The sequence below is a fragment of the Thermochromatium tepidum ATCC 43061 genome (assembly GCF_009664085.1).
GTDB classification, from domain to species: Bacteria; Pseudomonadota; Gammaproteobacteria; order Chromatiales; family Chromatiaceae; genus Thermochromatium; species Thermochromatium tepidum.
Genome location: NZ_CP039268.1, coordinates 978,985 through 1,001,811, shown reverse-complemented (window position 1 = coordinate 1,001,811; position 22,827 = coordinate 978,985). Strand labels below are relative to the sequence as shown.

The window sequence follows — 22,827 nt, the reverse complement described above, 5'->3', positions numbered from 1 at the left end:
GCCTTGACTCAAGACCCTGGCGGCGTGTTGGATCTTCAGTCCAGCGCGCCGGACGTGGCCTCCACTTCCGCGACCGGGGCGCGGTAACCACACTCCTTGCGCGGACAGACCTTGAACACGCCCTGGGTCTTGGTGGCCTTGAGCGTCAGGATCGGCCAGCCGCAGCTCGGACAGGGTTCGGCGAGCGGCTCGTCCCAGACCGCATAGTCGCACTTGGGATAGGTCGAGCAGGAATAGAACAGCTTACCGCGCCGGGATTTCTTCTTTTGTAGCCTGCCCTGACCGCACTGCGGGCAGCTGATGCCCGTGTCCTCGGGCTTGTCGAGCGGCTCGATGTACTTGCAGGTCGGATAGGCGCTGCATCCGATGAACTTACCATAGCGTCCGCGCTTGATCTCGAGCGTCGATCCGCACAATGGACACAAACGGCCCTCGATGACCTCGGGCGCTGCCTCGCGCTCGGTCCTGTCCGGATTGAGGTCGCGGGTGTAGTCGCACTCAGGATAGTGGGTGCAGCCGATGAAGCGCCCATTGCGCCCGAGCCGGATCGCGAGCTGACCGCCGCACTTGGGGCAGGTCTCCTTGATACGTTCCTGGGTCACATCGCTGCGCTTGACGTGCTCTTGCGTGTGGTCGACCAGCGCTTTGAACGGACGCCAGAAACGCTCCAGCACGGGTACCCATTCCTCCTCCCCGCGCGAGACGGCATCCAACTCGTCCTCCAGACGGGCGGTGAAGTCGTAGTCGACGTAAGAGGTGAAATAGTCGGTCAGGAAGCGATTGACCACGCGCCCGATATCGGTCGGTACAAAGCGTTTCTTGTCCAGGATCACGTATTCACGCTCCTGGAGGGTCGAGATGATCGAGGCATAGGTCGAGGGGCGTCCGATACCGAACTCTTCGAGTGCCTTGACCAAGGTCGCTTCGCTATAGCGCGGCGGCGGCTCGGTGAAGTGTTGCTCGGGACGGATCGCGATCAGCTCGACCCAGTCGCCGACCTGCATCTCGGGGAGCATCCGCTCCTCATCGTCGTCGGCCCCCTTGGCATCGTCGCGTCCTTCCAGATAGACGCGCATGAAGCCAGGATCGACCACCGTCGAGCCGGTGGCGCGCAACAGATGGCCAGTATCCGTGCCGGCACTCAGGTCGACTGCGACCTGATCGATGAGCGCCTGGGCCATCTGACAGGCGAGCGTGCGCCTCCAGATCAGCTCGTAGAGCTTGAACTGCTCGACCGTGAGATAAGGCTTGACGGCGGACGGTTCGCGCCGGATCGAGGTCGGACGGATGGCCTCGTGGGCCTCCTGGGCATTCTTGGACTTGGTCTTGAACAGGCGCGGGCTGTCCGGAAGCCCCGCCGCGCCATAGCGTTCGGCGACATAGGCACGGATCTCGGCGATGGCCTCCTGGGCCAGATTCACCGAGTCGGTGCGCATATAGGTGATGAGTCCGACCGCACCCGAGCCGACATCCACGCCCTCGTAGAGCTGCTGAGCCACACGCATGGTGTTCTGGGCGCTAAAACCAAGCTTGCGCGCGGCCTCCTGCTGAAGGGTGGAGGTGATGAAGGGCGGGGCGGGCTGGCGCCGGCGCTGCTTGCGCTCGACCTGCTCGACCCTGAGCCGGCCAGTGGCGGCCCTTTCCAGCGCGGACTTGACCTCAGTGGCGCGCGCCTGGTCGGTGATGCTGAACTGCTCGACCTTCTCGCCGCCGAAGCGAATGAGCCGGGCGACGAAGGGACGTTGGTCCTTGGCTGCATCGGCCTCGATGGTCCAGTACTCGCGCTTGACGAAGGACTCGATCTCGGCCTCGCGCTCGCAGATCAGGCGCAGCGCCGGACTCTGCACCCGCCCGGCCGAGAGTCCACGCCGGATCTTCTTCCACAGCAGGGGCGAGAGATTGAAGCCGACCAGATAGTCGAGCGCCCGGCGCGCCTGCTGGGCATTGACCAGGTCGTATGAGATCTGGCGCGGATGCGCGATGGCCTCCTGGACCGCACGCTGGGTGATCTCGTTGAAGACCACGCGATGTACCGGCTTGTCGCCGAGTTGACGCCGACTCTTGAGCAGCTCGTGGATGTGCCAGGAGATGGCCTCGCCCTCGCGGTCGGGGTCGGTGGCCAAATAGAGCGCCTCACAGTCCTTGAGTTTTTTGGCGATGGCCTGGACGTGCTTCTCGTTGCGCTCGATGACCTGGTACTTCATCGCGAAACCATGGTCCGGATCGACCGCTCCCTCCTTGGGGACCAGATCACGCACATGGCCGTAGGAGGCCAAGACATCGAAGCTGGGTCCGAGATATTTCTTGATGGTCTTGGCCTTGGCTGGGGATTCGACGATGACGAGATTCATGCAGGACGGACGGAATAACGACACGCGATTGGTGAGTGTTCGGACATTCAGTGCAGATAGACCGGCTCGTCGGCGTAGAGCATCGCCTCGAGCTGGTCGAAGGCCTCCTCACGCCCCGGGCGGTTCATGAGCACCAGGAGTGCGACCCACTTGACCTCATCGACCAGCATCCGCGGATGGTCGATTGCCAAAAGACGGTCGATCACCAGCTCGCGGCTGATCGGATCCAGGATACCGCTGTGCTCCAGCGACATGATCATGCCGCGCGCCTCCAGGTCGAGCTTTGCGCATTCGCGTTCGCTGTAGACACGGATCGAGCGAGTGACGGGGCCATGTTCATGGGCCGCCTCGACCCCAAGCGCCAGCTCGTCGAGCCAGCGCAGCGCCTTGTCGATCTCGCCTTGAGAGAAACCGGCCTGGCTCAGTTCATCCTCGAGGTCGCTCTGCTCGAGCAGCAGACGCTCCTCGCCGTGCATGTAATTCTCGTACAGATAGATCAGTACATCGACCATGTTTTCGTTCATCGGCAATCTCGACGGATGGTGTCAGCCCCGGGGCTGACGGGTCAGGGCGACAGTCGGCGCGCGGGCATAGCGACCACCTGGCAGGGATGATACATGACCCTCGAGCTCCATGAGCAACAGCATGGATGAAATCTGCTCGACCGCCAAGCCCGTGCGTTCAGTCAGCTCGTCCAGGTTGACCGGATCATGGCCAATGGCCTCCAGCAATCGCGCCTGCTCGGGCGGCAGGATCGCAGCGGGCGCCTCGGCAGCGCGCGCAGGCTCGGCCTGGGGCTCGACCAGCAGCGCGCGCAACTGCGGGGCCAGTTCGGCCAGGATCTCCTCGGGTTCCTCGACGAGCTTGGCGCCCTCGCGGATCAGAGCGTGACAGCCGCGCGACAGCGGATTGCGAATCGAGCCCGGCACCGCGAAGACCTCGCGTCCCTGTTCCAACGCCAGTCGGGCCGTGATCAGCGAGCCGCTCTTGATCGCCGCCTCTGTCACCAGTACCCCTAGACTCAGACCGCTGATGAGCCGGTTGCGACGTGGAAAGCTGCTTGCCAGCGGCCCCTGCCCCGGCGGCAGTTCGCTGACGATCACACCACGCCCGACGAGGCGGCGCGCCAGATCGCGATGCACGGCCGGATAGACCAGATCCGGACCCGTGCCGAGCACCGCGATACTGTGCCCTGTCTCCAGGGCGGCGGCATGGGCCGTGCCGTCGATGCCGACGGCCAGGCCACTGGTCACGATTAGACCCTGACCGGCCAGCCGGCGCGCAAAGGTACCGGTGATCTCGGCTCCGCCGGGTGTCGGATGGCGGGTGCCAACGATGGCGATCTGCGGCTCGCTCAGCAGAGCGACATCGCCGCGCGCGTAGAGCAGCGGCGGTGGATCGGCAATCTGGGTCAGGAGTGGCGGATAGCGCGGATCGGCGCGCGTAATGAGATGGGCGTCTGGATGCTCGGCCCAGGTGAGGATGCCTTCGATCCTCGCCTGATCGGGCCGACGCAGGGCGGCGATGGTCTCGGGCCTGAGCCCCATCCGCTCGAGACGCTCGTCATCGACCGCCAGCACCGCGCTCGGTGAGCCGAAGCCCTCCATCAATCGCTCAAAGGTGCGCGGCCCGATGCCTGGAGCCAGGACAAGCGCGAGCCAGTCACCGATCGACGCGCTCGACCAGTCGCGCGCTTGAGACGGCACGGGATCAGGCGGGCGGCGGGGCAATCCAGTCGCCCACCCGCAGCGTGCGCGTGGCTTCGAGGATGAGACCGAAACTGACCCGATCGAAGACCCGGAACACCATCAGCACACCCGCGCGCTCGAAAGGCTTGACATATTCGGCCTTGTTACGCCGATACTCCGGATGCAGCGGAAGGCTCGCGTCGCGCGAGGGTTCGTCGGTGCGCCAGCCCTTGAATTCAAAGTCGCGACCGAGCCAAAACGCACTCGAAAAGGGACTCTCCATCAGCCAGTCGGTGTTGGCAAGCCCACTGCGGACCTGATCGCGTTCTTTATCGCCGCCGCTGAAGACTTCGAATACATGGCCGGGTTCGATTCGATCACGCGCGCCGCGATTGATGATGACCACGTCGTACCGTCCGATCTGCGCGAGACCGTTCATCACCGAGAGGATACGCCCGCGCGTCTCCGGCGGGGCCGGACGTGGCTGGAAGTCGGTCAGCGGTCGATCGGCGTCGGCTGGGATGACCCGATCGCCGACCGCTACCTCCCGTTCCATCCGGGTCACGCGCAGCTTGGCAGGATCGCCCGTGCGCTCCAGCACGGCGTTGGCAACGAAGGCGGCCTCATAACCGAGCAGATCGCCGCTATCGGGATCGCGCAACGCATCGCCTGGACGCAGCACCTGGAACTGGCTGACTTCGCTCGTGCGGATCTTGCGCACATAGATCGCATCATGGGTACCGGCAACAAGGTGTTCGTCCGGGAAGCCGACCACATAGGAGGCCTGCTTGAGCGTATCAGACTCAGTGACATGGGGCTGGGAAAGGAAAGGGGCGATCGGGCCGATGCGGATAGTCGGCACGGGTGCTTCGATGGCCTCGGCGCGCATCTGCGGGCTGAGCCTGACCAGGGGCGGGCCGGCGCGTCCGATCACTGGACGGCCATCGATCATCGTCAGTTCGAGCAGGTCGCCCGGATAGATGCGATTGGGGTCCTCGATGTCCGGATTGGCGCGCCAGACCTCGGACCAGCGCCAGGGGTCGCGCAGAAAGTGTCCGGCGATGTCCCAGAGCGTGTCACCCGGACGCACCCGATAGGTCTGAGGCGCATCAGGCGCCAACTCGACCGCAAACACCCCCGGCGCCAGGAGTGCCAGGGAGCCGATGAGGATTGAAATGACGGCAAAACGGCGTTGCATGGCGCACATGGACCCTCCGCAATGGTCGAAACGGGATGTTCCCGTCCCCACGATGGGATGTAGTATCCTGAGAGATAGTAGCGCACACCGCTTCGTCCCGACCACCCGTTGACTCAAGCTGGACTCAAGAATTCGCATGGCCATACTCGATATCCTCGTCTTCCCCGACCCGCGACTGCGCCAAAAGGCCCAGCCCGTCGAGCAGGTCGATAACCGTATCCGCCGACTCATCGACGACATGTTCGAAACCATGTACGCCGCCCCGGGCATCGGATTGGCAGCGACCCAGGTCAATGTCCAGCGCCAGGTCCTCGTCATCGACATCTCCAAGGAACACGACAGCCCGATGTGTCTGATCAACCCGCGCATCCTGGCGCGCGAGGGCACGGAACAGATGGAAGAGGGCTGTCTGTCGGTCCCCGGTTTCTTCGAAACCGTGACCCGCGCCGCACATGTCAGCGTCGAGGCGCTCGATCGTAACGGCAACCCCTTCAGACTCAACGCCGAAGGACTGCTCGCCGTTTGCATCCAGCACGAGATCGACCATCTCGACGGCAAGCTCTTTGTCGATCACATCTCCATCCTCAAGCGCCAGCGCATCCGTCACAAGCTCGAAAAACAGCGCAAGGAGGCCGCACGCACGCGCCAGAACACCGAGCCACAGCGCAGCGTCATTTGAGCACTGAGCCGCCTCATCGCCCATCCACCGACCGCCGAGCCACTTGATGAAACCGCTGCGCCTCATTTTCGCCGGCACGCCGGACTTTGCTGTCCCCTGCCTCGCTGCCCTGCTCGATGCCGGGCACGAAGTGATCGGTGTCTATACCCAGCCCGACCGCCCGGCCGGACGCGGACGCAGACTCCAGATGAGCCCAGTGAAGACACTGGCGCTCGATCGCGGTCTGGCAGTGTATCAGCCCGAGAGACTCAAGGACGATCCCGAGGCCATCGAGCAGCTGCGCAAGCTCGGGGCTGACCTGATGGTCGTGGTCGCCTATGGTCTGCGACTGCCGAGCGCAGTCCTGGAAGCGCCCCGGCTCGGTTGCGTCAACGTCCATGCCTCGCTGCTGCCGCGTTGGCGCGGCGCCGCGCCGATCCAACGCGCCATCCTCGCCGGTGATACGGAGACAGGCGTCTGCATCATGCGCATGGAGGCCGGACTCGACACCGGACCGGTCTTCCATCGGATCGCCACACCGATCGAACGCCACGAGACCGGGGGCACCCTGCATGATCGGCTCGCCGAACTCGGCGCGCGCGCACTCCTGGAGGCCCTGCCCACAATCGTCGCGGGTTCGCCAGCCCCCGAACCTCAGGACGAAACGCAGGCCACCTATGCCCACAAACTCAGCAAGGACGAAGCCAGGATCGACTGGAACACGCCCGCCGAGGCCATCGAGCGTCAAGTGCGGGCCTTTAATCCCTGGCCGGTTGCCCAGACGACGCTAGAGGGTGCGACACTACGGATCTGGACGGCCGAGGCCGAGGGCGACGCCAGTGACTCGCTACCCCCAGGCACCGTCATTGGGGCCGATCGCACCGGGATCCGGGTCGCCACCGGATCGGGCACACTGCGTATCACCTGCCTGCAACCGGCGGGCAAAAGGCCCATGAGCGCGGCAGACTACCTCAATGCGCGACAGTTGGATGGAGCGCGTCTTGACTGAACGCCGACATCGCCCGCCTCCAATCGCCGTCTCGCCGGGGGCCGAGCCGCGCGCCGCAGCGGCGCGCGCCCTACAGTCGGTGCTCGAACACGGCCAGTCGCTCGCGCGACTCCGACAAACCGACACGACACCAGGTTCAGCGGCCGATCAGGCCTTGGTGCAGGAGATGGTCTATGGCACATTGCGTCTGCTGCCGCGTCTTCAGCTGATTGCCGGCTGTCTGCTCGAACGCCCGCTCAAGCCGCGCGATGGCGACATCCAGGCGCTGATCCTGATCGGACTCTATCAGCTCGGCTTCATGCACACACCGCCACATGCCGCCGTCTCGGCCACGGTCGAGGCGAGCCGAGTGCTTGGCAAGCCCCGGATGGCCAGCCTGGTCAACGCACTCCTGCGACGCTTCCAGCGCGAGTATGAAGCCCTGCTCCGCCAGATCGATACCCAACCCGAGTCACGCTGGCTCTATCCCGACTGGCTGCTCGAACGGCTCAGGAACGACTGGCCGGATGACTGGGAGTCGATCGTCCGAGCCAGCAACGAACGTGCCCCTATGGCCCTGCGCGTCAACCCGCTGCGGGTGACGCGTGCTGACTATCTGGGCCAACTCAAGGCCGCCGGCATCGGCGCGCACGCCATCGCGGGATTGGAGACCGGCATCCTGCTCGATCAGCCCCGACCCATGCGCGAACTGCCGGGCTTTGACGATGGCTGGGTCTCGATCCAGGACAGCGGGGCACAGCTGGCCGCGCGCCTGCTCGACGCCCAGCCCGGCGAGCGGGTGCTCGACGCCTGTGCCGCACCTGGGAACAAGACGGCCGCCATCCTGGAACGCGCCGGCAACGCCTTGGACCTGGTCGCCATCGACAACGATGCCGCACGTCTGGCCAGGGTCGGCACGACGCTCGACCGACTCGGACTCAGCGCTCAGGTACGGGTCGGCGATGCGTCCGCTCCGCACGGGGACTGGACCGCCCGCCCCTTCGACTGCATCCTGCTCGATGTCCCCTGTTCGGCGACCGGCGTCATCCGGCGTCACCCCGACATCAAATGGCTGCGCCGCCCCGACGATATCGGTGCACTCGTCGCCACCCAGTCGCGCCTCCTGGAGGCCGTCTGGTCGCTGCTGCGTCCAGGCGGACGGTTGCTCTATTCCACCTGCTCGCTGCTCGCCGCAGAGAACGAGTGTCAGGTCGAGACCTTCCTCGCACGCCATCCCGAGGCCCACGCACTTGAGCTCGCGACCGACTGGGGTTGCCCGCGTCCACCTGGACGCCAGCTTCTGCCGACCGCCCGGGGGCACGACGGCTTCTTCTATGCCCTGCTGGCCAAGGACACACCATGACCCCGCGCAAGGTCTCTCGTGTCGCGCTGATCCTGGTTCTAAGCCTCCTGCCCGCGCTCGCCGTCGGTGCGCCCCAGGCACGCTCGGGTTTTTTGATCAAACAGGTCCAGATCCGGCCCGAGTCCGGGCAATTGGTGCTAAACGCCGGTGTCGAGCTCGGGTTCAACGACACCGTGCTCGAGGCACTCGATCATGGCGTGCCTCTGACGCTGGTCTTCCACATCCAGGTGCGTCGCGCCAGAGCCTGGCTCTGGGAGGACAGTCTGGTCGATGAACAGTGGCGTTATACCATCCGCTACAGACCGCTCTCCGAACGCTACGAAGTCCATCGTCTGCCGAGCCTCAACGGGCGTGACTTCGTCACCCGCGACGCGGCCATCCGCGCCTTAGGCGAGCTCACCGACCAGCCCCTCATCAGACTCGATCGGCTCGACCCGAACGAAGAGTATGAGCTCCAGATCAAGGTCTTTCTGGACATCGAGGAACTGCCCCTCCCGCTGCGCCCCATGGCCTATCTCAAGCCCTCCTGGAAGCTCTCGAGCGGTTGGACGACTTGGCCTCTAAAACCCTAAACTGGCATCGTGGACTCGGCACCCTGCCGGTCGCCCTGCTGATCCTCGGACTCTTCGTCGTGCTGGTCTTGATGCGCGACGCGGTGGAAAACTCCGAGACACTCAGCCGCGCCTTCCTGCCGCTGCTGTCGATGGTCCTGGCCGGACTCTTGGCACTGGCGGTGCTGGTGATCGTCAACATCGTCAAGCTGGTGCGCCGCTATCGGCGGCAGGCGGCCGGCTCGCGTTTGACCGCCCGCATCCTGGTGTTGTTCTCGCTGATCTCGCTGCTGCCGGTGGGCGCGGTCTATTATTTTTCGCTCGGGTTCCTGCTGCGCGGCATCGATAGCTGGTTCGACGTCGAGATCGGGCGCGCCATGCAAGACGCCCTCGTGCTCAATCAGGCCTCGCTCGACCTCAATCAACGCCTCCTGGTCAAGATTAGCGAGCAATTGCTGGCCGGGATCGAGGACCGTTCGGCCACCGCCATCGCGCTCAGCCTCAACGACCTGCGCCGTCGCGCCGGGGCCATCGAACTGACCGTCTATGGCCCCGGGGGTCAGATGCTGGGGACCGCGAACGAAGACCCGACCCAACTGGTTCCCAGTCAGACCGAACGCGAGATCCATCACAGCGTGCGGGCCGGCACCAACTATGTCGGGCTCGAGACCACGCCGAGCAACGAGCTGGTGGTGCGCACCCTGGTCCGGGATCCGCGCGGGCGGGACATGCTGATCCAGGGCGTCTTTCCGACCTCGGAGCGCATCACCGAGCTGTCTACCCGGCTTGAGAACGCCTACAACCGCTATACGGAGCTGGCCTATCTGCGCCAATCGCTCAAGCTGAGTTTCTCGCTCACGCTCTCTTTGGTGCTCGTATTCGGACTCATGGCCGCGCTCATCGCTGCCTTCCACACCGCGCGTCGGCTGGTCGCCCCCATTGCCGACATCGCCCGCGCCACCCGCTCGATCTCAGAGGGCGAGTATGGACAGCAGATCCGACTCCCCAGTCACGACGACGAACTGACCTTCCTGGTCGCCTCCTTCAACGCCATGTCGCAGCGCATCGCCCAGGCCCGCGATGCCGCGGCCCGCAGCAAACAGGCGATCGAGACCCAGCGCAACTATCTGGAGACCATCCTCGGGCGTCTATCCTCGGGTGTGGTGGCCCTTGACGAACGGCAGCGACTGCGTACCGCCAATCCGGCCGCGCTCCAGATCCTGGGGCTTGCAGAGACCGCAGAACCGATCGGGCTCGAGTCTCTGGAGCGCGTCGCCCCCTGGCTCTTGCCCTGGACCGAGACGGTGCGCCGCCATCTCGCCGCGGCCCAGCCCTGGCGCGCCGAGGTGACGCTACAGCGCGACGAGACCAGTCAGACCCTCCTGTGCCGCGGCAGCCCCTTGCCACTCCCAGACTCAGACCAGCGCGGTCACGTGGTGGTCTTCGACGACATCACCTCATTGATCATCGCCCAACGCAATGCAGCCTGGGCCGAGGTCGCGCGCCGGCTCGCCCACGAGATCAAGAACCCGCTCACCCCGATCCAGCTCTCGGCCGAGCGTCTGCGTCACAAGCTGCTGGCCAAGGCCGATGAGACCGACGCACGGATCATCGAGCGCGCCACAGGTACCATCATCCAACAGGTCGAGGCCATGAAGGCGATGGTCAACGACTTCTCGGACTATGCCAAGAGCCCCAGGCCCCAGGCCGAACCCCTGGTCTTCGACCAATTGGCGCGCGAAGTACTGGATCTCTATCGCAGCGCTGGCGTGCCGGCACTCAGGATCAGGCTTGACGCCCCCGAGGCCCGGGTGCGGGGTGATCCCTTGCGACTGCGACAGGTCATCCATAATCTGATCAAAAACGCCCAAGAGGCCCTGGAAGGCCGTGCCGAGGCGCTGATCGAGGTCAGAACTGAGCTCATCCAGGCCGATGACAAGCCCTATGTGCAGTTCAGTGTCGCCGACAATGGTCCGGGATTTGACCCCTCGCTCATGGACCGGCTGTTTGAACCCTATGTCACGACCAAGACCAAGGGCACGGGTTTGGGTCTGGCGATCGTCAAGAAGATCATCGAGGAACATGGCGGTATGATCAGCGTCGAGAATCGCGATTCGGGCGCCCTGATCCGGGTCCGGATCCCAGTCTGGCAAGCGACCGCTACCCCGGCGGTCCATGCTCGGGAGCAACACGAAGCATGAGCGCAATCCATATCCTGGTCGTCGACGACGAACCCGACATCCGCGGCCTGGTCAAGGAGATCCTCGAGGATGAAGGCTATGCCGTGGCCGTGGCCGAGAACGGCGAGGCCGCGCGACACGCCCTGCGCGACCGCCGTCCCGACCTGATCCTGCTCGACATCTGGATGCCCGACATCGACGGCATCTCACTGCTCAAGGAATGGGCCGAGGACGATGGCCTGCCCTGTCCGGTCATCATGATGTCGGGTCATGGTACCGTGGAGACGGCGGTCGAGGCCACCCGGCTCGGGGCCTATGACTTCCTCGAAAAGCCGCTGTCGATGGCCAAGCTGTTGCTGACGGTCGAGCGTGCGCTCGAGGCGGCCAAACTCCAGCAGGAAAACATCAGGCTCAAGCGGCGTGCACCCCTGGTCCATGAGCCGGTCGGACGCAGCGCGGTCATGCAGCGTCTGCGCGAGCAGGTCAAGCGCATTGCCCAGCATGACACCTGGGTGCTGATCACAGGCGAAGCCGGCAGCGGGCGTGAGACCTTCGCACGCTATCTGCACTCGCAGAGCGCCCGCCGCGAGCGCCCCTTCATCGATCTGGGTGTCTCATCACTGGCCGGCGGCAACGCCGCGCGCGAGCTGTTCGGCGTCGAGGAGGGCGACCACACCCATTACGGCAGCCTGGAGAAGGCCGCCGGCGGAACCCTGCTGCTCGATGAGGTGGCGGACATGGAATGGGATGCCCAGTCCAAGTTGCTTGGGGCGCTTGACAGCGGCTCCTTTCTGCGCGTCGGCGGCAGTGAGCCGGTGCGCATCGACGTGCGCATCATCGCCATCACCCAGCGCAATCTGGAAGATGAGGTGCGCGCCGGACGCTTCCGCGAGGATCTGTTCTATCACCTCAACGTGGTGCCACTGCACATCCCGCCGCTGTCCGAACATGCCGAGGATGTGCCAGATCTGCTCAATTTCTATCTCGACTATTTTGCCACCCACGAGAAGCTGCCCTACCGCCGCTTCAGTGTCGGTGCCCAGAATTTTCTGCGCAACTATAGCTGGCCGGGCAATGTGCGTGAGCTCAAGAACCTCGTCCAGCGGCTGCTGATCCTGGGGGCCGGTGATGAGATCACCCAAAAGGAGGTCGAGAGCGCACTCGGCGCCCCACCGCCGATCCAGATCCAGACACTCGATGGCCTGGTCTCATTCGATCAGCCGCTGCGTCAGGCGCGTGAACAGTTCGAGAAGGCCTATCTCGACTATCAGCTCGAAAAGCACCAGGGCAATGTCAGCAAGATGGCCAAGGAGGCAGGCATGGAACGCACCCACCTCTATCGCAAGCTGCGCTCGCTCGGGATCGAGATCAAGGAGCGGAGATGAGCGTTCAACCGCCAGCCGCCAGCGATCCACTGCCAGCTGATCGCTGGAGACCGATCACTCCATGAAGATCATCATCCTCGGCGCTGGTCAGGTCGGTTCCTCGGTCGCCGCCAATCTGGTCAGCGAGGCCAACGACATCACCGTGGTCGATCAGGACGCCGATCTGCTGCGCGACCTCCAGGATCGCTTCGATCTGCGCACGGTGCAGGGTCATGGCGCCCATCCCGACGTCCTCATGCGCGCTGGCGCCGAGGATGCCGACATGATCATCGCCGTCACCAACAGCGATGAGACCAACATGATCGCCTGTCAGGTGGCCCATACGCTCTTCCATACCCCGACCAAGATCGCACGGGTGCGCGCCCAGAGCTTCCTCGACCAGCCCAAGCTGTTCGGCACCGAGGCGCTGCCGATCGATGTGGCCATCAGCCCCGAGGCCCTGGTCACGGATTACATCATCCGTTTGATCGAGAATCCGGGCACACTCCAGGTGCTCGACTTTGCCGGTGGGCGGATCCGTCTGGTCGCGGTGCGTGCCTTCCACGGCGGGCCACTGGTCGGTCAGAAGCTGCGCACCCTGCACGAACACATGCCGCATATCCAGGCACGCGTCGCGGCCATCTATCGTCAGGACCACGCCATCCAGCCCGAAGGCGACACCCGGATCGAGGTCGACGACGAGGTGTTTTTTGTCGCCGCGCCGGAACACATCCGCGCCGTGATGGGCGAACTGCGCCGGCTCGATCCGTCCTACAAGCGTCTGATCATCGCCGGTGGCGGCAATATCGGCACCCGCCTGGCCAAGGCGCTCGAACCAAACTTCCGGGTCAAGCTCATCGAACGCGACCTGAATCGCTGTAAACAGATCGCTGAGGACTTAGAACGCACCATCGTGCTCCATGGCGATGCGGCCGATCAGGAACTACTGCTGGAAGAAAACATCGAGAACACGGATGTCTTTTGTGCCGTCACCAACGACGACGAGGCCAACATCATCTCGGCGATGCTGGCCAAGCGACTCGGGGCGCGCAAGGTGATGGCGCTCATCAACCGTCCACCCTATGCTGACCTGGTCCAGTCCGGCGTCATCGATATCGCCATCTCGCCCCAGCAGGCCACCATCGGCAGCCTGCTCAAACATGTGCGACGCGGCGACGTGGTCATGGTGCATTCATTGCGCCGTGGTGCAGCCGAGGCGATCGAGGCCATCGCCCATGGCGACCCGACCTCGAGCAAGGTGGTCGGACGGCGAATCTCAGAACTGAAACTACCCAAGGGGGCCAGCATCGGTGCCTTGGTGCGCGGCGACGAGGTGTTGATCGCGCACGGTGAGACCGTCATCGAGTCTGAGGATCATGTCATCCTCTTTTTGCAAGACAAGCGCCGTATCCAGGAGGTCGAGCGGCTGTTCCAGGTCGGTGTGACCTTTCTGTAAACACCTTGCATCGTCTTGGCAAGCGCTGATTGAACCCGCCCCTCGCGCACGGGCGAGGGGGACGAGACCGTCTGGGCCGCCGTCATGGGACTGCGACCCGGGTCTCAGATGACGAACCTCAGCCCTGCTCCAGCAGCCGGCGCAGGTCGATGATGGCAGCGTTGGCGCGCGAGATGTAAGAGGCCATCACCAGCGAATGGTTGGCCATGAGACCGAACCCCGTGCCGTTGAGGATGAGCGGACTCCAGATCGGATCCTGAGTGCTTTGCAGCTTTCTGATGATCTGCTCCAGCGAGACCTGGGCGTTGCGGGTCTTGAGCACGTTCTCGAAGTCCAGCGCCATGGCCTGTAGGGTGTGAATGAGCGCCCAGGTATAGCCGCGCGCCTCAAAGAAGACATCATCGATCTGAAGCCAGGGCGTGCGCCTGTGCATCTGGTCCGAGGTGCCGTTCGCGCGCCGCGCGCCCGGATCCCCGGCCAGATCGGTATCTAGATCGTCCTGACCGACCGCGTAGGACAGACGCTGGGCCAGGTTGCCCAATCGTTTCTCGACCACCTGCAAATAGGCGCGCAGGTTATCGGAACGGGCAAAAAACTGGGCCTCACGTCTGGAAAGCCGGTGCATGTAGCGTTCAAGGGCCTCGATCCCCTTACGGTATTCCGACTCGGTCGATGGCAGGATCCAGGAGTCTGAGTTGTAGTTGAACTGTGGCTGGGCGATCTGCAGGTCACGGTCCTCAAGCGATTGCGACTGGGCGCGGCTGAGCTCATTGCGCAGCGCATTGGCCAGATCGCGCAGCTCGGTCAGGGCGCCGAATTCCCAGTTCGGGATGTTGTCAAGATAGACGCCGGGCGGGGTTCTGTCGTTGCTCAGATAGCCGCCCGGCTTGTCCAGCAGGGTCTTGGCGATGCGGATGGCGGTCGCCGTGGTATAGCTGCCCGTGACCAGGCGCGTCTCGTCACCCTCGACCATCGCCAACGCATTGGCACGCACGTCAAAGGTATTGGGTGAGCGCGACCAGATCATTCCGAGCACTAGGACCACCACCAGATAGGTGACGATGAACAGCCCGCCGGTCCACATCAGTCCCTTTTCACGCCAGACCCTGGGATGATAGAGCTTCATCAACTGCCCGAAGGGATTGGTGAGCTGTTTGGCGAGGTCCAGATTCTTCAAGGATGTTTTGACATCCATCATCTTCTCCAAGAAACATTAAGGTTTTGCAAAATCGTGCTCGATGATCTCGATCGTGCGTCGGCAGACCTCGCGCCCATAATCGGTCCAGAGGCCCTGACCCCAGTAACGATAGCAGCTTGTCTGAGAGACCATCAGATGAAAGAGCGCGTTGCGATAGGCCGGGTGATCGGTCGGGATCCCGGGACGCAACACCCGCTCATGGAAGCGCGAGCTTGCCTCTTCCATCGGGCCGAGCACATTCTCATAGCCCCTGACCCAAGACAGATCGTTGGTCCAGCTCCCGCCTTCCATGTGAAAGCGCCCATCCTCGCGCTTGAGCTCCTCGATCACTCGATTGAGTTTCTCGGGTCCCTCACCCGGCTGCATCCGCGACCAGATGCGCGCGTGGAACAGCGGCTGAATCTCGGGTAGATCAGTCGTTTGGATGCCAAGTGCGAACAGATGTTCCAGATACTCGCTGACGTTCATCAGCGGGACCTGCGAATGGCTGGCGGCACGCACCACCTCCATGAACTTAGGCGGGAATTCGTTCATCATCACCCCGCCGTTCTCGCCGTCGGCGATCTGGGTCACGAGCGGCGGGATCGAGTGCCCGGCCAGATCGACCCGGTTCAATCCCTGGGCCTCGTACCAGGGCTGCATCTGGGCCACGAGCTTGGTATCCGACCCCTGGGTCTTGATGATGGCGATGATGCTCGCCGTCTCGCCGTGTGAGTTGGTGCAAACCAGCCGGTGCGGGATGTGCGGGCGCTCGGGATGCCGCTCGCTGCCGAGCTGATGCACCGTATGTTCCTGGACCAGGACCCATTGATAGCCGCAATCGACCAGGGTCTTGACGAAGGCGTAGGCGACATCGGGATGATTGGGAAGCGCCATCTCGGACGGCGAGAAGCCGCGGATCCGCTCCAGCGCCTCCCAGCCGAAGATGGCGGCGAAGTGATGCTGGAAGGCGCGCACATGGAGCCGGTAGTCCTGCACTGGGGTGGAGGGAGCGACCGCATGACCCCAGGGCATGCCGAGCCACTCGACCGCCCAGTGATAGTCCGGGTTGCAGGTGATGGTCTTGAGGGCATCGATGACATGATGCTCACCCATCTTGCGCAGACCATGCAGCAGGGTGCCGGAGTATTCAAGCATCACCCGCGGCGACCGGCCTTCCTGGATCAGCTGCGGGATGAATTCACCCATGCGCTTGTAGCACCAGACGAAGGTCGGCGCATTGTGGTTGTCGCCGATATGCTGGTTCTCCATCATGTACTGGAGATTGCTGATGAGCGCAGCGGTGCGCAGATCCGTACCGCCAGCGGGGATGAGCGGCTGATGCTGGTGCAGCGCGATGGCGGTAGCGGCCCGGATGGCACCGAAATCGATCCCGCCCCGCTTGGCGAATAGCGCGCGCTCGCGTCCGCGCGCAACGACCCGCGCGACCTCGGCCTCCTGGCCGGACAGATTGGGCACGTCTCCAATGTATTCAGGCATGGCGTTCAAGGTCGGCTCCTTCAGGTTGGTTGGCGAGTAATTCGGTAGAGGTTGCTTGGGGCCGTGGCCCCGGGACAGCGGCTGGGGCACTGGCCTCGGGCACCGCGTGGGGCGCCGATGGCGCATCGGCGGCCTCCCGTGCCGCTGTGGCCAGACTCAGCGCGCGCTCCAGGGCCTGACGGGCGGCATGCAGATCGGCCTCGGCGCGTGGCACCCAGGCCTCACCCCAGTAGAGGTTGCAGCTAGTCTCGGCGCGCAACAGATGCCAGAGCGCCTCGGCCAGGGCGTCCGACTCTGGCCCCGTGGTGACGCCACGCTCGCCGGCGAACCAGCGCGCGTCATGGACCATGCGGCTGACCTCGGCGTAGTCGGCGACCGCCCGGCGTTGGCGCTCTGACCCCATCCATTGGGTAAAGTCGCGTCCATGATGCCAGCCGGTGTTCCAGGCCCCAGTGCGGACCCGCACCTCGCCATGCGCGCCGTACTCGTCGAGATAGTCGCTGACGAAGGTCGGACGCACCTTGGCCTCGCCCGCCGCGATCCGATCCAGCAGCGGCAGATAGAAGGCACCCCAGAAGTTGGCGCTGGGGTTGACGTTGCGGAACCAGCCACCGTTCTCGCCATCGGTGCAGGTGGTGACCAGAGGCTCGAAATCGCACCACTTGGTGCGTTCGGCGACCTCGTTGAGGAACCAGTCGACGTCCATGCCGGACTCCTGGGCATCCGAGAGTTCGCGATCGCGCACGATGACGATGATCTCATCCTCGCCATAGCGAGCGAGATGCGGACGATAGCGCAGTTCTTGCCAGCTCATCTCACCGACCGGTTCGACGTGCTCGCTATCGACGAAGACATAGCGATAGCCGAACGCCTTCAGCAGGGGGATGAGCTCCATCGAGAACCCCATCTCGGGCGGCCAAAAGCCCTGAAACTGCGGACGCCACAGCAGATGGCGGGCGATGTCGAGCCAGCGCGCCAGGTGCTCACGCCGGTCGGCCTCCGGGATGAGTGGCAACACCGGGTGGAAGTACCCCGTCCCCAGAACCTCGAACAGGGCCAGATTCTGGAAGTGCCACAGCAACGAGCCACAATCGACGATGCCATAGACCCGCCCCTGGAAGGCCGGGTCGGACAGCGTCTCCAGCAAGGTTCCAGACAGCGACAGATGGACGCGGGCGAGTTCCTCGCGTCCCCAGAGACTGCGCGGGATGCGATCGAGGGCAAACAGGATCTCACGGGCCTCCCAGTTTTGGTGTTCCAGCAAGTCCTGGAGATTGCCCAGGGGTTGGTGGAGATTCAACACGAGCGCGTGATGGACTGTTGCCATGAGAGCTCCACGATGACGGCTTGGGATGACGGTCAAGGATATCAAAGCCGAACGTCTGGATTCACCAACGAATCCATGGTCTTTAATCGAACCCCATCGATTATTGACATGCGATAGTCAATGTCGTGGAGATGCGCGATCTCATCGTCCCATATGTGACAGGGATTAAGGCTGTGGCCATCCGGTCAATCCACTGGAGCGACGGATCAGGCGCGATACAAAAACCACGGCGAATTAGCAATTGTTGTGTATCCTATTGATCGCCACCCCGAATCGTAGAGGCAAGCAAGTGACATGGCTGACGACAAGATCGTGACGAAGAAAACGGCGGCCAAAAAGGCGGTGACCAAGAAGACCACGGCCATCAAGGGCCGGGCTTCAGCGTCTGGGCCTTCTACCACCGCCGCCCCTGACAAACCTGAATCTGCTCCGGTCGGCAAGGGCACGGCAAGATCGGCGGGCAAGAGGGCAACCACCGCCAAGGCGACGCCAGCCGCCACCCCCAAGCGCGGTCAGTCCGCTGCCAGCCCTAGCCTCTCGGATCACCAGGGTCATCTGCACGAATTGGCGACGGTCTCCGAAGAGAAGCGCCAGGATATGATCCGCGAGGCCGCCTATTACAAGGCCGAGAAGCGCAACTTTGCCCCCGGCCATGAGGCCGAGGACTGGGCGATGGCCGAACGCGAGATCGATGAGCTCATCGCGCGCGCGCGGGCGATGACGGGGCATTGAGCGGCGCAAGCCCCATCCATTCCAGAGCGCCGATGCGCGGTGCCGAGCCGGGCCTCGGTGGCTCCGATCTCAGAGTCCCAGCTCATCGAGCAGCGACTGATCGACGAGCGACTGGCTGCTCGTGCTCGTCAGCGCCCCCTGCTGACCGACCTGCTCGACGATGCGGTCGGGATCGGTCTCCTCGCGCTCGAACTCATGGAGCTGGATGAACTCGGTGCGATCCATCGCCAGCTCCATGTAGAAGACATTGCGATTGGCGGTCGTGAATGAGACCCGCCGCGCCTGGGCGCGATCCAGATTGGTGTCGATACTGACCACCACCTCCTTGTTGATGGTGAGCATCTTGGGCTGATTCTGATTGATCGAGACCAGGAGCTCGCTGCCCACATTGCCCGTGAAATCACCGACAATCTGGTTCATCAGCTCGCCGAGCATGTTGCCGACCTCGTCGGAGGTATGCTGAGTCGCCAGTTCGGACTCCGGCATCCCCATGCTCATCATGTAGGCGCGATAGAGTTCCATAGCAGCCGGCGCCGAGAAATTCATGATGACCAGTCCCGAGAAGCTCCCGTCGAAGAGCACGAAGCAGCCGATATCTGGACGCAGACAGGTGCGGGTGATCTTCTGCACCATGGGCGAGTAGCTGATCTGGGTCTGGGTGGCCACCGAAAGCACCTTCTTCACGGAGCCACACAGCATCAGGAGCACGTCATCGGTCGAGATCGCTTTTGTCTTTGCCACGAGTTTTGGTTCCTAACTGAATCGAGAGTGTGTCTTTTGAGGGCGAGTCCGGACGGGGAGATATCGCGCCCCGACCCGAAGCCTCGCCGGCCCTTAGCGTCGCGGGTCGTCCCGGCCCCCATCACAGCTTGTCGGAAGTCAATCGGCCTCGGGTGCAAAGGCGACGATAAAGTTGTAACAGACGTGCGGGTCATCGGCCATCTCGAGGAAATCGATCTTCCGACTACAGCCCTGAAGGAACTGGGTTTGCGTGATGATATGCTCCATGTCGCGGAAGCCCATACTCCAACCGACGAAGGCGCGCTGTTGGATGCCGCCCTCGAAAACAATCCGCAGGCCGTGATGGCGCGGATCGCGCCGGATCCGTTCCAGCAACGCACGCACCCGTGAGCGCTGCCCTTCGAGGATCTGCATGAAGGAGCTGTTGAAATAGAGCAGAAACCCGGTGATGCCCTGGGCGCGATTGGCGTCGCGCGCCTTTTCGAGCATGGTTTGGAGTTCGACTTCATTCATGGGCCGGGTGGCCTTGCTGACATAGAGCAGCGCATAGAGATCGTCCGAACTAGCCAGACGCCCGGCGGCACTTGACTCATGCAACAGGGCGAGGAACTCCTCGGGCGGTAACGGACGATGGAAGTAAAACCCCTGGACATAGTCGCACCCTAGATCGCGCAGATACCCGAACTGACTGGCGTTCTCCACCCCCTCGGCGATCACCTGCAGGTTCATGGCGCGCGCCATGCTGCACACGGCATGCACAATAGCACGGCTGTCGTGACGCTTGTCGAGCCCGTCGACGAACTCACGGTCGATCTTAAGCTTGCTCAGCGGCAGGCGCAGCAGCTGCGCCAGGGAGGAATAACCAGTGCCGAAGTCGTCGACCGCCACCCGCAGACCCAGCCTGGCGAGCTGGTTGAGCACGCTGAGATTGAAGATGACATCGCTCATCAGCGAGGTCTCGGTCAGCTCCAGCACGATGCGGTTGGGATCAGCCCCGGTTTCATCCAGCAGACGCCGAAACTCCTCGACCAGGGATTCGTCGTTGAGCTGGCGTGCCGAGACATTGACGCTGACATAGGGTGCCTCGACGCCGAACAGTTCGCGCCACTGGCGCTCGGCCAGACAGGCCTGATGGAAGACCCACTTGCCGATCGGCACGATCGAACCGCTCATCTCGGCGATGGGGATGAAATGGGCCGGCGAGACCTCGCCCCCGCTCTGAAACCAGCGCAACAGCAATTCAGCGCCGCGAATGATCTGACTCTGGGCGCAGAGGATGGGCTGAAAGCGTACCTGAAACTCGTTGCGCTCGATGGCCTGACGCAGTCCGTTGGTGATGTCGAGCCGCCGGCGCGCCTGTTCGTGGATCTCCTCGCTGAAAAAGCGCCAACCATCGCGACCCTGCTCCTTGGCCTGATACATGGCCGCATCCGCGTTGCGCAGCAGATCGTCGACGCTGTGGGTGGTGCCGTGACCGAGGGCCAGGCCGATGCTGGCGGTGGCGAACAGACGCCGTCCTGAGAGTTCCACAGGCTCGCGCAGCAGATCGTTGAGCCGGTCGGCCAGGCTGGCGATCGCCGCCGGACTCTCGACCTGGTCGCAGAGCACCACGAACTCGTCGCCGCCGAGCCGACCGACGATGTCGCCCGGACGCACATGGTCGATCAGACGCTGGGCGATCGTCTTGAGCAGCTCATCGCCGGCCTGATGACCATGACTGTCGTTGATGAGCTTGAAGCCATCGAGATCGATGAACAGCAGCGCCACGCTGTGACCCTGGCGCCTGGAGCGCTGCAGGGCGCGCTCCAGGCGGGTATGGATCATGTCGCGATTGGCGAGACCCGTCAGGGGGTCATGAACGGCACGCCAGCTCAATTCTTCCTCGGCAAGTCGGCGCTCGGTGACGTCGAGGATGGTCGCCACCAGGACCCAGCGCCCCTCGATCTGAGACTTGGAGATCGAGATCTCGACCGGAAAGTTCGAACCATCCTTGCGATAACCGCTGAGATCTGGACGCTGGCTCATGCGTCGCTCCCGTGTTGCGGCCTTCAAAAAGCCTTTCAGATGCTCGGCATGGGCCTGACGGAATGCGGGCGGAATCAGTTCCTCGAGCGGCAGTCCAACCAGCTCCTCGACCTCATAGCCGAACATGTCGCCGGCGCGCCGATTGGCCTCCAGGATGAGACCCTCGGCATCGACCGCCAGCACCCCGACGTCAATGTTCGACAGGATGTGGTCGATGGTCTTGAGCGGGTACGCTGCCTGGTGCACCCGACGCGGCCTCGGAGGGGGAGACTTACACAGCGGGCTGCCCCCCGACTCCACCCCATGACGATAGCGCTCCGGAATGTGCGGCGGCAGACACCCAAACTCAGCGATGACCTCGAAGCGCCCCTCGAAGGTGGCACGCGCCAGGTAGGTGTTGACGTGCGCATGATGGGTGGCCGGATCCATGCGGACATGGCCCTGAGGCCCCTCGACCTCGACCTGCTCTAGGGCCTCAAGCAGTGTCTGGGTTGCGAGCGAACCGGCCTGTTCGGCGGCGCGCGCAAAGGCATGCACACACAGATAGACGCCCTCGCCGAAATTGGTCAGTATCCCATTGCCCTCGGGCCAGATGCCGCTGACATCAGGGAGTTCGGCCAGGGCCTTCAGATAGCGCCGGTTGACCTGGGTGTCGAGCGCCATGAAATAGGTGTTGCAGGAGTAAAAGCCCTCGCGCACCTCGGGGGCAAGCGTGGCGGCCATGGCCTCGTCATAGTGCCCCATGACGACGGCCATGCGCCGTTTGAGCCCGAGTTGGGAGAAGCGGGTCAGGAGGCGCGCCTGTTCGACCCCGGCGAAATAGGGCACGAACACGTCCGCCCCCGAACGACGCACGCGGTCGAGGAGGATATCGATCGGCGCCTTCCCCAACGGCAGATATTCCTCGCCTACCACGTCGCCGCCGAGCTCGCGCAGGACACGGGTGGCGGCGTCGATCGAGCCGCGCGGCCACTCGTAGTTACTGCCGGCGAAGAACATCTTGGGGCCGACCGCGCGCGCCATGTAGGGGATCATGCGATCGATCTGCTGATTGGGCAGGGCGGCGAAATGGAAGAAATAGGGGTTGTAGATGCTGCCCTCGTAGAACGAGAAGTTCAGATAGGGAACCTGACGCACCGCGGCGACCTGACTGGCCACGGCGATGCGCGCGTTGGAGAGCAGGTTGCCGATCAGGGCAACGCAGCCGTGTTGATCGAGCAGGCGCTCGGCGGCGGGCACGGCGGTCTCGGGCAGACTGCCGTCGTCCTCGACGACCAGTTCCAGACGCCGCCCCAGGACACCGCCGGCGGCATTGACCTCGTCGCAGGCGATCTGCCCGGCCCAGACGATCTCCTGGCCATAGAGTGAGACCAGGCCGGTCAGCGGACTTAAGAGTCCCAATCGAATCGGTTTGGCGTTGGAGTCGGTCATGGATCGTCCAGGCGGGCTTTGGCCTAGAGACGCTATCGTGGGGAATGAGGACTAGAGTGCGAATTATAGGCAACTTGGCGGCATCTGATTCGGCGAG

Annotated in this window: 17 protein-coding genes; 8 read left to right on the top strand and 9 right to left on the bottom strand. The window is 63.6% G+C overall.

The annotated features are described in order from the left end of the window. Nucleotides 1-35: 35 nt before the first annotated feature. Genes topA through E6P07_RS04645 form a run of 4 tightly spaced genes read right to left on the bottom strand, consistent with a single transcriptional unit; the run spans nucleotide 36 to nucleotide 5,246 of the window. A complete protein-coding gene (topA, locus tag E6P07_RS04660; protein WP_153974544.1) occupies nucleotides 36-2,351 on the bottom strand; it encodes a type I DNA topoisomerase in 2,316 nt (771 codons plus the stop codon). Between the two features lie 47 nt (nucleotides 2,352-2,398). After that, nucleotides 2,399-2,875 (bottom strand): Smg family protein, encoded by a 477-nt coding sequence (locus tag E6P07_RS04655; protein ID WP_153974543.1) that lies wholly within the window; start codon nucleotides 2,873-2,875, stop codon nucleotides 2,399-2,401. Between the two features lie 21 nt (nucleotides 2,876-2,896). After that, entirely contained in the window at nucleotides 2,897-4,057 is a 1,161-nt protein-coding gene (gene dprA, locus E6P07_RS04650) for a DNA-processing protein DprA (protein ID WP_153974542.1), read from the bottom strand. Nucleotides 4,058-4,061: 4 nt separating this feature from the next. Further along, the gene (locus tag E6P07_RS04645; protein WP_153974541.1) at nucleotides 4,062-5,246 is read right to left on the bottom strand and encodes a LysM peptidoglycan-binding domain-containing protein; all 1,185 of its coding nucleotides are present in this window, start codon (nucleotides 5,244-5,246) and stop codon (nucleotides 4,062-4,064) included. A gap of 127 nt (nucleotides 5,247-5,373) precedes the next feature. Between E6P07_RS04645 and def the strand changes: the two genes are divergently transcribed. The 7 genes from def to trkA all read left to right on the top strand — a co-directional run bounded on the left by def (nucleotide 5,374) and on the right by trkA (nucleotide 13,797). Then, the gene (gene def / locus E6P07_RS04640) at nucleotides 5,374-5,916 is read left to right on the top strand and encodes a peptide deformylase (protein WP_153974540.1); all 543 of its coding nucleotides are present in this window, start codon (nucleotides 5,374-5,376) and stop codon (nucleotides 5,914-5,916) included. A gap of 46 nt (nucleotides 5,917-5,962) precedes the next feature. Beyond that, complete coding sequence (gene fmt / locus E6P07_RS04635) at nucleotides 5,963-6,904, top strand: methionyl-tRNA formyltransferase (RefSeq protein WP_211363164.1); 942 nt, start codon at nucleotides 5,963-5,965, stop codon at nucleotides 6,902-6,904. After that, complete coding sequence (gene rsmB / locus E6P07_RS04630; RefSeq protein ID WP_170286806.1) at nucleotides 6,885-8,246, top strand: 16S rRNA (cytosine(967)-C(5))-methyltransferase RsmB; 1,362 nt, start codon at nucleotides 6,885-6,887, stop codon at nucleotides 8,244-8,246. Before fmt ends, rsmB begins: the two co-directional genes overlap by 20 nt. Further along, nucleotides 8,243-8,818 carry a DUF4390 domain-containing protein gene (locus E6P07_RS04625; RefSeq protein WP_153974537.1) on the top strand — a complete coding sequence of 192 codons (576 nt, stop codon included), beginning with the start codon at nucleotides 8,243-8,245 and terminating at the stop codon, nucleotides 8,816-8,818. The genes rsmB and E6P07_RS04625 overlap by 4 nt, the downstream gene beginning before the upstream one ends. Further along, nucleotides 8,800-10,998, top strand: a complete 2,199-nt coding sequence (locus tag E6P07_RS04620) for a sensor histidine kinase (RefSeq protein ID WP_153974536.1) — start codon at nucleotides 8,800-8,802, stop codon at nucleotides 10,996-10,998. The genes E6P07_RS04625 and E6P07_RS04620 overlap by 19 nt, the downstream gene beginning before the upstream one ends. After that, complete coding sequence (locus E6P07_RS04615; protein ID WP_153974535.1) at nucleotides 10,995-12,362, top strand: sigma-54-dependent transcriptional regulator; 1,368 nt, start codon at nucleotides 10,995-10,997, stop codon at nucleotides 12,360-12,362. The genes E6P07_RS04620 and E6P07_RS04615 overlap by 4 nt, the downstream gene beginning before the upstream one ends. A gap of 61 nt (nucleotides 12,363-12,423) precedes the next feature. Then, nucleotides 12,424-13,797 carry a Trk system potassium transporter TrkA gene (gene trkA / locus E6P07_RS04610; protein WP_153974534.1) on the top strand — a complete coding sequence of 458 codons (1,374 nt, stop codon included), beginning with the start codon at nucleotides 12,424-12,426 and terminating at the stop codon, nucleotides 13,795-13,797. Between the two features lie 118 nt (nucleotides 13,798-13,915). Here the strand turns inward: trkA and E6P07_RS04605 are convergent, their stop codons facing one another. Genes E6P07_RS04605 through E6P07_RS04595 form a run of 3 tightly spaced genes read right to left on the bottom strand, consistent with a single transcriptional unit; the run spans nucleotide 13,916 to nucleotide 17,801 of the window. After that, on the bottom strand, nucleotides 13,916-14,992 hold the full coding sequence (locus E6P07_RS04605; protein WP_153974533.1) for a DUF2333 family protein: 1,077 nt from the start codon (nucleotides 14,990-14,992) through the stop codon (nucleotides 13,916-13,918). An 18-nt stretch (nucleotides 14,993-15,010) separates the two neighbouring features. After that, nucleotides 15,011-16,483: a glycosyl hydrolase family 57 gene (locus tag E6P07_RS04600; RefSeq protein WP_153974532.1), complete on the bottom strand. Its 1,473-nt coding sequence runs from the start codon at nucleotides 16,481-16,483 to the stop codon at nucleotides 15,011-15,013. Continuing rightward, nucleotides 16,467-17,801 carry a polysaccharide deacetylase family protein gene (locus E6P07_RS04595; RefSeq protein ID WP_153974531.1) on the bottom strand — a complete coding sequence of 445 codons (1,335 nt, stop codon included), beginning with the start codon at nucleotides 17,799-17,801 and terminating at the stop codon, nucleotides 16,467-16,469. Before E6P07_RS04595 ends, E6P07_RS04600 begins: the two co-directional genes overlap by 17 nt. A gap of 294 nt (nucleotides 17,802-18,095) precedes the next feature. Here E6P07_RS04595 and E6P07_RS04590 point away from each other — a divergent pair, with 294 nt between their 5' ends. Then, complete coding sequence (locus tag E6P07_RS04590; RefSeq protein WP_153974530.1) at nucleotides 18,096-18,533, top strand: DUF2934 domain-containing protein; 438 nt, start codon at nucleotides 18,096-18,098, stop codon at nucleotides 18,531-18,533. A gap of 69 nt (nucleotides 18,534-18,602) precedes the next feature. On the opposite strand, the gene E6P07_RS04585 is transcribed toward E6P07_RS04590, so the two are convergent. Continuing rightward, on the bottom strand, nucleotides 18,603-19,274 hold the full coding sequence (locus E6P07_RS04585; RefSeq protein WP_153974529.1) for a DUF3334 family protein: 672 nt from the start codon (nucleotides 19,272-19,274) through the stop codon (nucleotides 18,603-18,605). Between the two features lie 138 nt (nucleotides 19,275-19,412). Beyond that, on the bottom strand, nucleotides 19,413-22,730 hold the full coding sequence (locus E6P07_RS04580) for an ABC transporter substrate-binding protein (protein WP_153974528.1): 3,318 nt from the start codon (nucleotides 22,728-22,730) through the stop codon (nucleotides 19,413-19,415). Nucleotides 22,731-22,827 lie beyond the last annotated feature (97 nt).